This is a genomic window from Rhizorhapis sp. SPR117 (assembly GCF_021742065.1).
In genome coordinates, this window is the sequence record NZ_JAKKIE010000002.1 from 118,254 (window position 1) to 132,514 (window position 14,261).

The following is a 14,261-nucleotide window of genomic DNA, read 5'->3' on the forward strand; positions in this document are numbered from 1 at the left end:
TTATTTTCCAAAAGGATTTTTCGGCGCGCGTAAGGTCAGCCGCACCGGCACCGCGCCAAATCCCAGTTCTTTCCTGATGCCATTCACCAGATAACGGCGATAGCTTTCGGGAAGTTGATCCACCCGGGTGCCAAATAATATGAAACCGGGCGGTCGGGTTTTGGCTTGTGTCAGATAACGCAGCTTGATCCGCTTGCCGCCGGGTGCTGGCGGCGGATTGGCTTCCAGCGCTTTTTCAAACCAACGATTGAGTGTCCCGGTCGAAACGCGCTTTGACCAAGCCGCACGGGCATCAAACGCCGCGCCCAAAAGCTGATCAATTCCTTTACCCGTAGCGCCAGAAATGGTGAGTAGCGGCACCCCGCGCGCCTGCGCCAGGCCTTCATCCAGCGCCTTGCGCACGCCTTGGTAAAGACTGCTGCCATTCTCGGCGACGTCCCATTTGTTGAGCGCGATGACAAGCGCCCGCCCTTCCTCCAAAATCCGGGAGGCGATCTTCAGATCCTGTACCTCCAGCCCGCGTGTGGCATCGAGCAGCAGCACGACTACTTCTGCGAAATCGACGGCGTGGAGCGCATCGGCCACGGACAGCTTTTCCAGCTTGTCCTGCACCCGCGCCCGCTTGCGCATGCCCGCCGTGTCGATCAGACGCACGTCGCGTACTTTGCCTTCAGGGTCTTCCGATCGATCGATCCATTGCCAATCAATGGCAATGCTGTCGCGCGTAATGCCCGCTTCAGGTCCGGTAATGAGCCGGTCCTGGCCTAATATCTTGTTGATCAGAGTCGATTTTCCGGCATTCGGCCGCCCGACAATGGCAAGCTTCAGCACCGCATCAGGCGCTTCCTCATCATCCTCATTTGTGTCGGCTTGGTCCGGTTCGTCCCGCTCCAGATAGGGCAGCATGGCTTGAAACAGGTCCGCCATGCCCTGACCATGTTCAGCACTGATCGTCACGGGTTCGCCCAGACCCAATGCATAGGCTTCCAATATGCCAGCATCGGACGCGCGGCCCTCGACCTTGTTGGCGACGAGAAATACCGGGGTCTTGCTGCCGCGCAACCAGCGTGCGATTTCCTCGTCCAACGGCGTTATGCCGGCGCGAGCATCGATCATGAACAAGGCGACATCCGCAGACGCGACCGCCGCCTCTGTTTGCGCCCGCATCCGTCCAGGCAAGGTATGGGGATCCTCATCCTCATACCCTGCCGTATCGATGACCCGGAAATCCAGACCCAACAGGTGTGCATCACCCTCCCGCCGGTCTCGCGTAACCCCGGGCCGGTCATCGACCAGCGCCAGTTTCTTGCCGACAAGGCGGTTGAACAAAGTGGACTTGCCGACATTGGGCCGCCCGATAATCGCTAATACGGGCAGCATATTGGCCTGCCTACCTCCTGATGATCCGATTGCTGCTCATCGTTCAACGATAGGCCGTCAAGCGACCATTATCGTCAAGGATGTAGAGCATGTTGCCCGCTACCACCGGAGAAAGCGACATACCGGAATTCAACTCTTGTGTCGCCTGCACCGATCCGTCGGCGGGGTTCACATAGTCGAGTTCGCCTTCCGAAGATACAAGGATAAGACGCCCGCCCGCAAGAACCGGTCCCGTCCAGCTGATCGGCTTTTCCTTTTTCTTGGCCTTGCGATAATGCTTCAGTTGGCTGATCCAGCGAATTCGCCCTGTTGCGCGCGCCACGCATAGCAATTTGGCTTCATCGGTCACCACAAACAACCATTCACCTGCGACCCAAGGGGTGGAAATGCCCGCCGCGTTGAGTTCCCACAACCGCTGGCCCGTTACCAATTCATACGACGCCATGCGACCGCCCTGCCCGACGGCATAGACCCGGCCCCGGTCGATAACAGGATCGGCATCGATGTCGGCAAGTGATGCCACAGCGGTCGAAATGCTGGTGCGTGACAACGCATCGCCCCAAAGACTTCGTCCGTTTTCATAACGATAGGCGGTCAGTTCGCCCGAACTATATCCGGCAATCACCGTCCCCTGCCCCGCCGCCGGAGCCGCAACGCCGAAAACGCCGGTGACTTCCAGCGTGCCTGCCTCGGTCCAGACGAGTTCGCCATCAGGCGCGTTCAGCGCGAAAATCTGATTGTCCTGCGACATCACATAGACATGGCCATTGGATAGCGTTGGCGATCCGCGCAAAGGGCCGCCGGGCCGCTTTTTCCAAATAACGCTGCCATCGCCAGTGTTAAGCGCGACGACATCGCCGACGCCGGTTGTCGCATACAGGCGATCACCCTCCGCGCTGACGCCGCCACCAAAAAGGGCGCTGTTATTACCGCCCGATCCCAAGCTGGCCGTCCAGACCCTTGCGCCTGTCCCCGCATCGAAGGCATGGACCCGCGCATCGGTGTCAATTGCATAGACCCGTCCGTCGCTTACTACAGGCGCAGACGCCAGACGCGCCGAATTGCTGCTGCCCTTGATATTGGCCGACCAGACTTTCTGCGGCGAAGCGCCTAACGCCAAATGCCCCATGGATTTGGCCGCGTTACCGCCCGGCTGTGCCCAGTCGGCATTGACCTCTGGGCTGGGAAGAACAACCTGAACATCGGCGATGGACGGATCAAGCTCTACGCCGGATTCCGACGTCAGAATGGAAATACGATCTCCCACAACGGGCGTCTTGGGACCGCCCTTGCCCTTGAAGACACCACATCCCGAAAGGAGCGCTATCGCCACAACGGCGGCTGTCACGCGCATATGTCTATTCACCTTCATTGTCCCCACTTCCGACCGGTGTACCGGCATCATCGTCCCGGTCGGTTTTGACCGCATCCACTCCCAATAGACCCGCCATCTGAACAGAGCGTGTCCGGATCGTTTCCGGTACGGCATCGTCCTTTGAAATAGCAGCGAAAAGCGGGCCTGCAAGTTCGGGCTTGCGCAATTTCATGTAGGCAATCGCAACCATTTCACCGGCACTGCCAAACCAGGGATTCCCCTCAATGGCCAATGGCTTCAGCCGGTCCACAACCGCCTGGGGCTGCACATCATCAAATTCCAATGCCGTTTGACGCACCAGCGCCAGGTCGCGATAGGGCTGAGCCAGCTTCTCGTCCGCTGCAATCGCCTTGTACTGCGCGATCGCAGCCTTTTCATTTCCATTTTCCAGCGCCAGCGCAGCCTTCATAAGCAATGCAGCGGCCCGATATCCCGGTTGATCGGCGGCGGCAAGCGCATCAATCTGCCTGGTGGCCTCCGCCTTGTCCCCGGCCTCGACCGTGTCGAGCGCCTTGGATAGCGCTTCACCCGTTTCGCCGGCTTTCTGTTCGGCCTGATGGTTCCACCAGAGCCAACCGCCAAAGGCGACAAGCCCAAGAACGATGAGCGCCAACAACCACCGGCCATAGCGCGCCCAGAACCCTGTAAGCTGATCATGACGCAGCGCTTCATCAACCTCACGCATAAAGGCTTCGTTATTCTGAGGCGTTAGGGCCAAAATCGATCTCCGGTGGGAATTGCATGATGGTTGGACGCGGACCTTAGCGGCGGATGCACACAAGGAAAATCACTTTTTCGGGCGATAGACCTGTTCGTCCGTGGGGAAGCTGCGGTTGCGAACCTCCGCGGCGTATTTCGTGACCGCACCAGTAATCGTTTCGGCAAGCGATTCATAGCGCTTGACGAAGCGGGGCACGCGTTCGAACATGCCCAGCAAGTCGTCGATGACCAGCACTTGGCCATCACAATCGACCGACGCACCGATACCAATGGTGGGACAGGACACCGCCGCCGTCACATCACGTGCGATCTGCTCCATCACCCCTTCGACGACCAGCAGGAAACAGCCCGCGGCATCGACTGCGCAGGCATCACGCATGATTTTTTCAGCCTCCGCCTTGCTTCGGCCCCGCGCGCCATAGCCGCCCAGCGTATTGACCGCCTGCGGAGTCAAGCCAACATGGGCGCATACCGGAATACCCCGCGCGGTCAGGAAAGCGATGGTTTCGGCCATGGCCTCCCCACCTTCCATTTTCACGCCCGCAGCGCCGGTTTCCTTCATTATGCGCGCGGCATTTTCAAATGCTTGTGCAGGGGAAGCTTCATAACTGCCAAAGGGCATATCGACGATGACGAGGCTGTGATAGCTTCCGCGCACGACAGCCGCGCCATGGTTGCACATCATTTCCATCGTTACCGGCACTGTCGATGGCAATCCATAAACCACCTGTCCCAGCGAATCGCCGACAAGCAGGACATCGCAATGCGGGTCCAGCAATTGCGCCATCCGCGCGGTATAGGCGGTCAGCATGACAATCGGTTCGGCTGTCCGCCCATCCGCCTTGCGCGCACGGACGGCGGGCACGGTCAGACGCTTCATTGGCGCAGGAGTCGGATTCGCGCGCGAGGTGGAGGTATCGAGAGTGAATGTAGTGGACATGACACGCTTCTAACGCCCTTCTCCGAATTGCGCCAGCAGTGGCGTTGGGCATTATCAAAAGCCACATAGGGCGCTGATCGACATGGCATGGAAGCCCTTGTGCCCAATTTCAATGCGCACCTCAGCTTCCAGCCAAGAATAGTGAAAGTGAACAACTGGTCCTTTGCACTACTGTAAGGCGGCAAAGAAACAGCTTTGCCGTGCTCGCCCCTTCATTAGCGCCTCTGGCGCTCCATCAATTCAATCAGTTCATTGAATTTCGCACGCTGTTCGGTTTCGTCTCCTGAGGCGATGGCCTCGGCAACACAGGTTGCCGCATGGTCCTTGAGCACCTCGCTCTCAACCTTGGCAAGCGCCGATTTCACTGCCTGGATCTGAGTCAGCACGTCGATGCAATAGCGCCCGTCCTCAATCATCTGCGCCACACCGCGCACCTGCCCGGCAATGCGGTTGAGGCGGTTCACCTTGGCTTTGATATTCTTGATATTGTCGTCACAGGTCAATTTTCGATTCCTTAAAAATACCCTGCGTGGGTATATATTCCCTGTCGAGAGAGGCAATACGTGATCGCCTTTAAGTAGCGCAAGTCCTTCATTCACAATATGTCATCAAGGGTGCTGTCACTGAAGCCGCAATAATGTGCGTTATATAGCTTGATCGGGATCAATGCCGTCCTCTCATCAACTGAATGTGTGCCGACCGACAGGAAAGACCCTAGCCCGGATATCTCAAAGGTAGGGGGTGCATGGGGGCTCTGAATCGGATGAATAAATTTCTTCTGCAACAAAGTCTTACCGGACGGCAGAGGCGTTCCCCGATGCCAACACAGTGTAGCGCAAGGACATACGGATTTGCACGTGTAGAATCGCTGGCGGTGGTAGCTGGTCGCCCGTGAACAAAGGGATGTTCGTTTCGGGGCTGCGCAGAGCGCGCCGTCGCGGTGGTGCCGAAGGCGTTTACCTGATGCTTGACGTTCAGATGGCGAGCATTTTCGGTTGGCCTGTGGGGATTCAGCCAGACGAGAGCTTCGCCCATGGGCTATGCTGACAGTCCCCTATGTGCGAATATGCCGAAAGGTGGTGTGCTTGGGCCGCGCAGTACCTACCGACGCGCTTTGCGTGCCGATGGCTATGCAGCTTGGTCTGCTCGCGCGGCAGCGGACAGGACGAGGAGCTTAATTGAGCAAGCCCTGCAACTTCCCAAAAACCCGGCAGTTGACAATATTCGCGCGCGAGTTCTTTCACTTCAGCAGCCATCTGGGAGGCAAATGACCGATCCTGCGTTGACAGAAGCGGCCCCGGCAGAGCGGGCGCCCCGCCTAAACGTTAATCCACCGGTGTTTTTCACGTCGGCTGCGCTAATTCTTGCCTTCGCGCTGTTCGGCGCGATTTTCCCCAGCCGAGCGGAACGGCTGTTCGCGACCGTGCAGGCCGCCATCATCATTGACTTTGGCTGGTTTTACATTCTCGCGGTGGCTGGCTTCCTGTTCTTCGTCCTGTTTCTGATGATCAGCCGTTATGGCGACGTGAAGCTGGGTCCGGACGAGAGTGAGCCCGATTACAGCTATCTCTCCTGGTTCGCGATGCTGTTCAGCGCCGGCATGGGCATCGGCCTGCTGTTCTTTGGCGTGGCCGAGCCGGTGCAGCATTACGCGCTACCACCGGTGGGCGAAGGACGCACGATCACCGCCGCGCGCGAGGCGCTGCCACTCACCTTCTTCCATTGGGGCCTCCATGCCTGGGCCGTGTACATCGTCGTGGGCCTGTCGCTCGCTTATTTCGCTTACCGGCGAGGGCTTCCGTTGACCATTCGCTCCGCGCTGTTCCCTCTGATCGGCAATCGCATCTATGGGCCGATCGGGCATGCGATCGACATCTTCGCGGTGCTCGGCACGATGTTCGGCGTCGCAACGTCGCTTGGTTTGGGCGTGCTGCAGGTCAATGCCGGCTTCAGCTACCTCTTCGGCCTGCCGACGACCCCTGCGGTTCAGATCGTGCTGATCGCTGGCATCACCGGCCTCGCCACGCTCTCGGCGGCGGCTGGGCTCGATGCGGGCATAAAACGCCTCTCGGAGCTCAACATCATACTGGCGATCTCGCTGCTGCTGTTCGTCCTGTTAGCGGGTTCCACGATTTTCCTCCTGCAGGCCTATGTGCAGAATGTGGGCGCCTATCTCGGCACGGTCGTCCAGCGTACTTTCCGGATGTATGCCTATGAGCCCAATCCCTGGCTGGGGCACTGGACGCTGTTCTACTGGGGCTGGTGGATCTCATGGTCGCCCTTTGTGGGCATGTTCATTGCGCGCATATCGCGCGGGCGCACCATCCGGGAATTCGTCGGCGGGGTGCTGCTGGTGCCGGTACTATTCACCTTCCTGTGGATGACCGTGTTCGGCAACACCGCGGTCGCGCTGGATTTGAGCGGCGTCGCCCCCATCGCGCAGACCGTGGCCAACGACCTCCCCGTCGCGCTGTTCGAGACGCTGGCGCAATTGCCCCTGCCGCTGATCGCGTCCGGCATCGCGACTTTGCTGGTTATTACCTTCTTCGTGACGTCGGCTGACTCGGGCGCGCTGGTGATTGACATGATCACCAATGGTGCGACGGAGGATCCGCCTGTGTGGCAGCGCATCTTTTGGGCCGTGTGTGCGGGCCTGGTGGCGGCGGTGCTGCTGATGGCGGGCGGACTGCAGGCGCTGCAGACGGCAGCCATCGCCAGTGCTCTGCCCTTCGCGGTGATCATGGTATTCATGTGCTATGGCCTCCTGCGCGCCCTACAGACGGAAAGCCAAAGCACCTCCATCGATCTTTCCATCGCGGCCGAGGCGCCGCCGCCCGAGCGCACGGGAATGACCTGGCAGCAGCGGCTCGACAGCATCACACGCTATCACGAGAAGAGCGAAATCGCGGACTTTCTGGGCAACACCGCCTGTTCGGCGCTGAACGAAATGGTGGACCAGATGCGCGGCAACGGCCTGGCTCCTGATCTTGAGCAAGACAGCGATCATCTCGTTCTTACCGTCCCGCATGGCGAGCACGGCATATTCCGCTACACAATTCGCGCTCGCGGCTTTCGCGCACCAAGTTTCGCATTTGCGGAGACACGCAAAGTGCGCGGGGCGGAGAGGCAGCATTACCGCGCGATGGCGCACACTTCCGAAGGCGACCAGCCGCACGACGTGACTGGCTACTCGCGCGAGCAACTTATCAACGATCTGCTCAATCGCTACGCTAGATTCCGCCACATCAGGCGGCTGGCCTGATGGCGGGGCTCGACCAGACGGGCCGACATCGCGCGAGAGCGAACGCTTCCAGGTCGCAAGGCATCTCCTGATTCCCGCTGTATATTAGGTCTTTATATTGAGGCCATGACGGAAAAGAAACCCAAGCGCTCGCGCGACCCAAACCAGCTTGCGAAAATGATGATGGATATTGCCATGGGTGAGGCGAACGAAGCGGAAGAGACGACACTTACCAAGCGCGCGAGTAAAGCGGGCACAAAGAGTGGCCCAGCTCGCGCCAAGGCAGCGTGAGCTTCTTTTCCACGCCATGGAACCGAAACTTGACCCGCCATATTTGGCGTCCTTCAAAAGCGCATCGACACGAGATTTTAGCCTGGGAGTGGATGAATCTTGGCCAGATAATTGTTTGTCTGCTGCCGCTTTGGCCGCATCTGAAATTTGGACGGTTTGGTTACTTGAAGAAGTGATTGATTGGGTCTGCGCTGTAGATTCGGGTGCTTTGGCGGACGAATTTGATCCCGTAGTCGCCGCGTGGAGCAGTTTTGCCGAACCTGGATAGCGTGAGTAGGTCCTGTTGACATAGTGCGGTAGCCAGACGCGGACGCCAGTGCCTTGCTGGGCCGGGAAATTGATCATGGCGGCGTCACCCGCCGGTAAATTCGACAACGACGAATAGGGATTGGGGAGGCATTTTGAGGCGCATCTCTACCCAGAGTGATAGTTCATTGGTAGGCCAAAACCAGTTCCAGACAAACCAGCCCGTCTGCAATCAACTAATCGGAAATTAAGGTCATTAATTTGACCGTTGACAGGCAGCCCGGAATAATAAATTCTGCAGTGCAGCGAAAAGATTTGGCCGAAGCAGGGGCGCCAATGCCTGTTTCTTAGCCATTTTTGACAACGAGGTCATTCGCTTTGACGCAGCGCAGCGTTATCGAGTCGGTCGCTCCACGGACGGCCTGCCATTTTGTGCTGCGGTCAAAGCGGAGATGAAAAAGTGGGCATCGCCCCTGATGCAAACCTGGCATCGCCGGGTACAAAGACCTTAAACGAGTCCGGTCCGGAAACGGGCGCGGAAGCAGGCTTTGACGCATCATCCGAAGCAGGCCAAAATGCCGTTGGAAGCGACCTGGATTCAACCTTATCCCATGTTGTCGTCGGCGGCGGCCCTGCGGGCATGCGCGCAGCGCAGGAACTCGCCCGCCTGACGGACAAGCGGATCCTTCTTTTCAGCGATGAAAAATGGGGCCCGTATAATCGCGTCAAACTGACGCCGCTCCTCGCCCGGGAGGTCAATCTGGGGCAGGTCTGCCAGCTCCTGGACCTGGAAAGCGCCCGGCGGGTCGAACGGATCGACGGCTGCCGGATCACGTCTATTGATGCCGCCGCCCGGACGGTACGGGACCATCTGGGGCGCGAGTGGGCCTATGACAGCCTGATCCTGGCCACAGGCTCGCATCCGCACCGCCCGCCCATTCCCGGCATTGAATTGTCGGGTGTGTTCACGTTCCGCAATTTGAACGACACCCAGGCGCTGGTCGCCCGGGCGCAGCGCAGCCGCCATAGCGTCGTCATTGGCGGCGGTTTGCTTGGGCTGGAGGCGGCGCGCGGCATGTTCGGGCGCGGCGTGCCGGTCACAGTGGTCGAGCACGAATCCCGCCTCATGGCGAAACAGCTTGACGATGCGGGCGGCGCGACGCTTGGCCGGGAGATCGAGGCGCTGGGGATTGGCGTGCGAACGAGAGTTTCAGTCCGGCAGATCGTCGGAACGCTCCGCGTCGAAGGGCTGTTCCTGTCCAACGGCGAAGAGCTGGCATGCGATACCGTCATCCTTTGCACCGGCGTCCGCTCCAACCGTGATCTGGCGCTCGATGCGGGCCTCGCCGTCGGCCAAGGCATTCGCGTAGACGACCGGATGCGGACATCGGACCCGCATATCTATGCTGTGGGCGAATGCGCCGAGCATGACTCGATTGTCGAGGGACTTGTCGCACCCGGCCTGGAACAGGCCAAGGCCGCCGCTGCGGCGATCACCGGCACGGAGCGCCCCTATCGCCGCGCGCCGGTCACAACCCGCCTCAAGGTGGTCGGCGCGCCCGTGTTCAGCGCAGGCGACGTCGAGCAAGCCGATCAGCGGACCGACATCCAGTCAGCCGCCTATATGGCCGAGAGCGAGGGACAATACCGCCGCCTGATCCTGCGAAACGGGCGGATTACCGGTGCGATTGCCGTAGGCGAATGGGATGAGATCGGGCAGATTCAGCAGCTCGTCGCCCGGAAGGGCCGGGTCTGGCCCTGGCAGCTTCAGCGATTTGTCCGCACCGGCGACCTGATCGGCGCCAGCGTTCCGGAATCCGTTATCGCCTGGCCTGCGGCATCGACCGTGTGCAACTGCACAGGCGTCACACGCGGACAATTGGGCGAAGCGATTGCCGGGGGCTGCGCGAGCGTGGAGGCGCTTTCGCGCATGACCAGCGCATCGACGGTCTGCGGCGGTTGCCGCCCGCTGCTGCAGGATCTGCTCGGCGCCGACGCCCCTGCAGAGCCAGTGAAGCGGGCGGGCCCGGTGGCCCTGCTTTCGTTGTTCGCGCTGGCCGGGGCGCTATTGTTCAACCTGCTGCCGCCGCTGCCCATGGCGCAGGCGTTCAGCGACGGTTTTACGCTCGACAAGCTGTTCATTGACGGGACGTTGAAGCAGGTGACGGGCTATAGCCTGCTGGCGCTCAGCGCCATCGCGGCCATCCTGTCACTGCGCAAGCGCTGGGCATGGCTGCGCTTTGGCGATTTCGCCGGTTGGCGGCTGGTACACATCATCCTGGGCGTACTGGCGCTTGCGACGCTGATTGCCCATACGGGTTTTCGGTTTGGCGAGAACCTCAATCTTGCACTGATCGCGTCCTTTCTGTCGACCGTGCTGGCCGGAGCGATCGGCGGCGGGATCATTGCCTTTGAACATCGCCTCGCGGCCCTTCCGGCCGTCTGGTCGCGGCGCATCGACCCGCGCGGCATTGCCCTGTGGCTGCACATATTGGCCTGCTGGCCGCTGCCGCTGCTGCTCATCATCCACATATCAACGGTCTATTTCTACTGATGGCGGGGACACGCAAAACCGTCTGGCTCTGGGCCTTTTGGGGCGCGTTCACGCTGATCCTGCTCGCCCTTTCGGCCGTCACCATGGTCTATGGCGGGCCGCGCCAGCTATTTCTGATCGGCAAGACCAGCGACGCCCATCACCAGATCGAAATGGCGTGCAGCGCCTGCCACACAAGCTGGTTCGGCGGCAGAGAGGCCATCGAGACCGCCTGCCTTTCCTGCCATGAGGAAGACCTCAAAAACTCCAAGGACAATCACCCGGCAAAGAAGTTCAGCGATCCCCGGAATGCCGACCGGCTGGCCAGGCTGGACGCGACGAAATGCCTTACCTGCCATATCGAGCACCAGCCTGAAGTGACCCAGCCGATGGCGGTGACCCTGCCCGGCGATTTCTGCGTCGCCTGTCACGCCGATGTCGGCGAAGACCGGGAAACGCACAAGGGACTGACCTTTGACACATGCGCGGGCGCGGGCTGCCACAACTTTCACGATAACCGCGCACTTTATGAGGATTTCCTCGAAAAGCATCTGGGCGAGCCCGCCATCAAGAAGGTGGCGAAGGTCGCGCTGATCGACTGGCACGCGATGGATGCGGATATGCCGAAGCCAGAGCCCGCCACCGTACCGGATGCCCCCGCCAGTATCCAGCCGGACGCGCATGTGATGTCCGACTGGCTCGGCACGGCCCATGCCAATGCCGGGATCAATTGTTCGGGCTGTCACCAACCACAGGGGGCTGGAGCGGCCAATGCCGCAAGCTGGATCGAAAAGCCCGGCATGGCGCAATGCGCGACCTGCCATGCAGGGGAGGTCAAGGGCTTTACCCAAGGCAAGCACGGCATGCGCCTGGCTGCCGATATGTGGACATCGAAATCGGCGCTCTTCGGCCTTATCAAGGATGAAGCGCTGGGGCCGATGCGGCCGGAACTTGCGCGCCTGCCGATGAAGCAGAAGGCGCATGGCACGGAGCTGACCTGCACCACCTGCCATCAGGCGCATGATTTCAACCGGCAGAAGGCCAAGGTGGAGGCCTGCGCCACCTGCCATAATGACGAGCATACAAAGGCCTATTTCGCCTCGCCGCATTTCAAGCTGTGGCAAGCGGAGCTGGCAGGAAAAGCGCCCGAGGGCACCGGCGTCACCTGCGCTACCTGCCACATGCCGCGCCTGCTGGAACGCGGGGACGACGGGATCGAGCGGGTGCTGATCGCCCACAACCAGAACGACAATCTGCGGCCGAACGAGAAGATGGCGCGGGCCGTCTGCATGGATTGTCACGGGCTTGGCTTCACGCTCGACACGCTTGCCGACCGAGCGCTGATCAATCGCAATTTCAAGGGACGTTCCTCTGTCCATGTCAAAGGGATCGACTGGGTGGAGCGGCGCATGCGGCAGCGGGAAAATACGCCGTGATGCCGTGACTATCAACACGTACAGGGAAGGAGTTTTCGGTCATGAATATCAAAAGGATGGCAATATTGGTGGGGGCTGCCGCGGTCCTTGCCCTGGCGAGCGGATGCTCGTCGGGCGGGGAGGCTGAAACGCCCGCGGCCAGCATCGATCCGCAAACATTCACGGACTCGCTCTTCGCAGTGATGTCCTCGGACCGCGCCGTTTACACGCAAAAGGTCGTGAACCGCCTGCAGAATGACGAGAAGGTCATCAAGGCAAGCGAGCATTTCGAAGACGACAAGGCTCTGCCGCTGCCAGCGCAGATGTTCCGTTTCGGCGCGGAAATGGTGGGGGAAAAGACGGATAAATTCTCATACCAGCTTCTCTCTCTCTGGCCGATCAACAAGCAGAACGAACCCAAGACCGACGTCGAGAAAAAAGGCCTTGAGTTCATCTCCGCCAATCCGGGAAAAAATTTCTACGCCGACGAGGAACTGGGCGGGAAGAGATACTTCACTGCCGTCTATGCGGACAAGGCCGTCGCCCCCGCATGCGTGACTTGCCACAACGATCACAAGGATACGCCGAAGACGGACTTCAAGATCGGCGACACCATGGGCGGCGTGGTGATCCGCGTTCCCATGTCCTGATGAAGTAGCAAAAGGAAGACCGTCACATGTTTCGATTTCACCCCTGCTTGATAATGGCCGCAGCACTCGCGCTGTCGGCCTGCAGCGAAGCCCAGAAGCCGGAAACCGAACAGGAAAACAAGGCTCCCGAAGGCGGACCGCTTGAGGGCTATGTGACGGTCGACCGCTTGCCCATGCCGAGCGCTCCTCATCTTGTTGAGGGACGAACGGTATGGGCAGGCACATGCCAGGCCTGCCACGGGCTTGGCGAAGCCGGATCGCCCAAGATCACCGACAAGGGTGCGTGGGCGCCCCGGATCGCGCAAGGCATGGACACCCTGCATGAGCACGCCCTCAAAGGCTTTATCGGCCCTGAGGGCACGATGATGCCGGAGCGGGGCGGCAATCTCGACCTCTCCGACAAACAGATCTTCGCGGCTGTCGACTATATGGTGGCCAACTCACGTTGAAAGGAATTGCACAATGACTCCCGAACAAATCGATCTCGTCCAATCCAGCTGGGCCAGGGTGGCCCCGATCGCCGATCAGGCGGCCGATATTTTCTATGACCGTCTGTTCGAAATCGCCCCCGAGGCGCGACCCCTTTTTGCCGACGACATGGCGAAGCAGAAGAAGGCGCTGATGGGCATGCTGGCGACGGCGGTCAACGGCCTCAAACGGCTCGACACCATCCTTCCCGCCGTGCAGGCGCTGGGCGAACGGCATGTCGGCTATGGCACCAGGGACGAGCATTATGACCTGGTCGGATCAGCCTTGCTGTTCACCCTGGGCAAAGGGCTGGGCGACGGTTTTACCGAGGAAGTCAAGGCAGCATGGACCAAGGCCTATGTGACCCTCGCCACGGTCATGAAGGATGCAGCGGCAAAGGCACAGCCGGCCTGACGGGGAATGCGAAAGGGGTTGGGAGAAAATGAACTATGGAGGTACTGCGGACGAATGATGTACTGTTCTGCGTCCACTTGACGTGATCCCCAACTTTCATCCCGGTTGCGATTAGAGCATCGGCATCGTTGTTGCGCGTGGGCGCGAGTGAAGCAAGGGGCAGCGCAGCGGAGCGAATGAGACTGACTGACCATGCCGGACTCGTCACGCACGACGATCAGATTGGTGAGTTCGCGTCGCACGACTCGCTTGCCTGAGATCGAGGTGTCCAGTTCGTGTACGGGCCAGGCATTCGGCTTCGCCAGAAACTCGGTATAGTTAGGGCAGGTTTTGAAATCCCCAACCTGAGCCTCGAATGCCCTCCGAGGGCGCAACCACGACGTATATTGCTGCAAGCGACAGATGTTTGGCTTCGCCAAGGTACTGGTGACACCATTATCTCTTTGGCGGCTTAATCACCGTCGGCGACCCGCTCAGTCACCCCAACTAACCCTAACATCTGACCGCGTTTGAGGCGAATTGGGGCGAATACGCACTCGCAATAATCCGCAGAAATGTGCGGGTTTTCGTACAACGGGGAATCATGGC

12 protein-coding genes are annotated in these 14,261 nt (G+C 59.9%); 6 read left to right on the forward strand and 6 right to left on the reverse strand.

Annotation, left to right across the window (positions count from 1 at the left end):
* The 5 genes from der to L3X40_RS01505 form a co-directional block, all read right to left on the reverse strand.
* Positions 1-1,380: a ribosome biogenesis GTPase Der gene (gene der / locus L3X40_RS01485; protein WP_237364057.1), complete on the reverse strand. Its 1,380-nt coding sequence runs from the start codon at positions 1,378-1,380 to the stop codon at positions 1-3.
* A 43-nt stretch (positions 1,381-1,423) separates the two neighbouring features.
* Entirely contained in the window at positions 1,424-2,752 is a 1,329-nt protein-coding gene (locus tag L3X40_RS01490; RefSeq protein WP_237364058.1) for an outer membrane protein assembly factor BamB family protein, read from the reverse strand.
* Positions 2,739-3,473 carry a tetratricopeptide repeat protein gene (locus tag L3X40_RS01495; protein ID WP_237364059.1) on the reverse strand — a complete coding sequence of 245 codons (735 nt, stop codon included), beginning with the start codon at positions 3,471-3,473 and terminating at the stop codon, positions 2,739-2,741. The genes L3X40_RS01490 and L3X40_RS01495 overlap by 14 nt, the downstream gene beginning before the upstream one ends.
* A gap of 69 nt (positions 3,474-3,542) precedes the next feature.
* Positions 3,543-4,415 carry a 3-methyl-2-oxobutanoate hydroxymethyltransferase gene (panB, locus tag L3X40_RS01500; RefSeq protein WP_237364060.1) on the reverse strand — a complete coding sequence of 291 codons (873 nt, stop codon included), beginning with the start codon at positions 4,413-4,415 and terminating at the stop codon, positions 3,543-3,545.
* Between the two features lie 215 nt (positions 4,416-4,630).
* Positions 4,631-4,918, reverse strand: a complete 288-nt coding sequence (locus L3X40_RS01505; protein ID WP_237364061.1) for a metal-sensitive transcriptional regulator — start codon at positions 4,916-4,918, stop codon at positions 4,631-4,633.
* Positions 4,919-5,682: 764 nt separating this feature from the next.
* Here L3X40_RS01505 and L3X40_RS01510 point away from each other — a divergent pair.
* Positions 5,683-7,677 carry a BCCT family transporter gene (locus L3X40_RS01510; protein ID WP_237364062.1) on the forward strand — a complete coding sequence of 665 codons (1,995 nt, stop codon included), beginning with the start codon at positions 5,683-5,685 and terminating at the stop codon, positions 7,675-7,677.
* A gap of 84 nt (positions 7,678-7,761) precedes the next feature.
* Here L3X40_RS01510 and L3X40_RS01515 read toward each other — a convergent pair whose 3' ends face one another.
* Complete coding sequence (locus tag L3X40_RS01515) at positions 7,762-8,292, reverse strand: hypothetical protein (RefSeq protein ID WP_237364063.1); 531 nt, start codon at positions 8,290-8,292, stop codon at positions 7,762-7,764.
* Between the two features lie 361 nt (positions 8,293-8,653).
* Here L3X40_RS01515 and L3X40_RS01520 point away from each other — a divergent pair, with 361 nt between their 5' ends.
* From L3X40_RS01520 to L3X40_RS01540, 5 genes are read left to right on the forward strand one after another with little or no spacing between them, the layout of a single operon-like run.
* Positions 8,654-10,747, forward strand: a complete 2,094-nt coding sequence (locus tag L3X40_RS01520) for an FAD-dependent oxidoreductase (RefSeq protein ID WP_237364064.1) — start codon at positions 8,654-8,656, stop codon at positions 10,745-10,747.
* The gene (locus L3X40_RS01525; protein WP_237364065.1) at positions 10,672-12,162 is read left to right on the forward strand and encodes a cytochrome c3 family protein; all 1,491 of its coding nucleotides are present in this window, start codon (positions 10,672-10,674) and stop codon (positions 12,160-12,162) included. The genes L3X40_RS01520 and L3X40_RS01525 overlap by 76 nt, the downstream gene beginning before the upstream one ends.
* A gap of 41 nt (positions 12,163-12,203) precedes the next feature.
* On the forward strand, positions 12,204-12,791 hold the full coding sequence (locus L3X40_RS01530) for a Tll0287-like domain-containing protein (RefSeq protein WP_237364067.1): 588 nt from the start codon (positions 12,204-12,206) through the stop codon (positions 12,789-12,791).
* A gap of 26 nt (positions 12,792-12,817) precedes the next feature.
* Positions 12,818-13,240 (forward strand): c-type cytochrome, encoded by a 423-nt coding sequence (locus tag L3X40_RS01535; RefSeq protein WP_237364069.1) that lies wholly within the window; start codon positions 12,818-12,820, stop codon positions 13,238-13,240.
* 13 nt (positions 13,241-13,253) lie between these two features.
* Positions 13,254-13,673, forward strand: a complete 420-nt coding sequence (locus L3X40_RS01540) for a globin family protein (protein ID WP_237364071.1) — start codon at positions 13,254-13,256, stop codon at positions 13,671-13,673.
* Positions 13,674-14,261 lie beyond the last annotated feature (588 nt).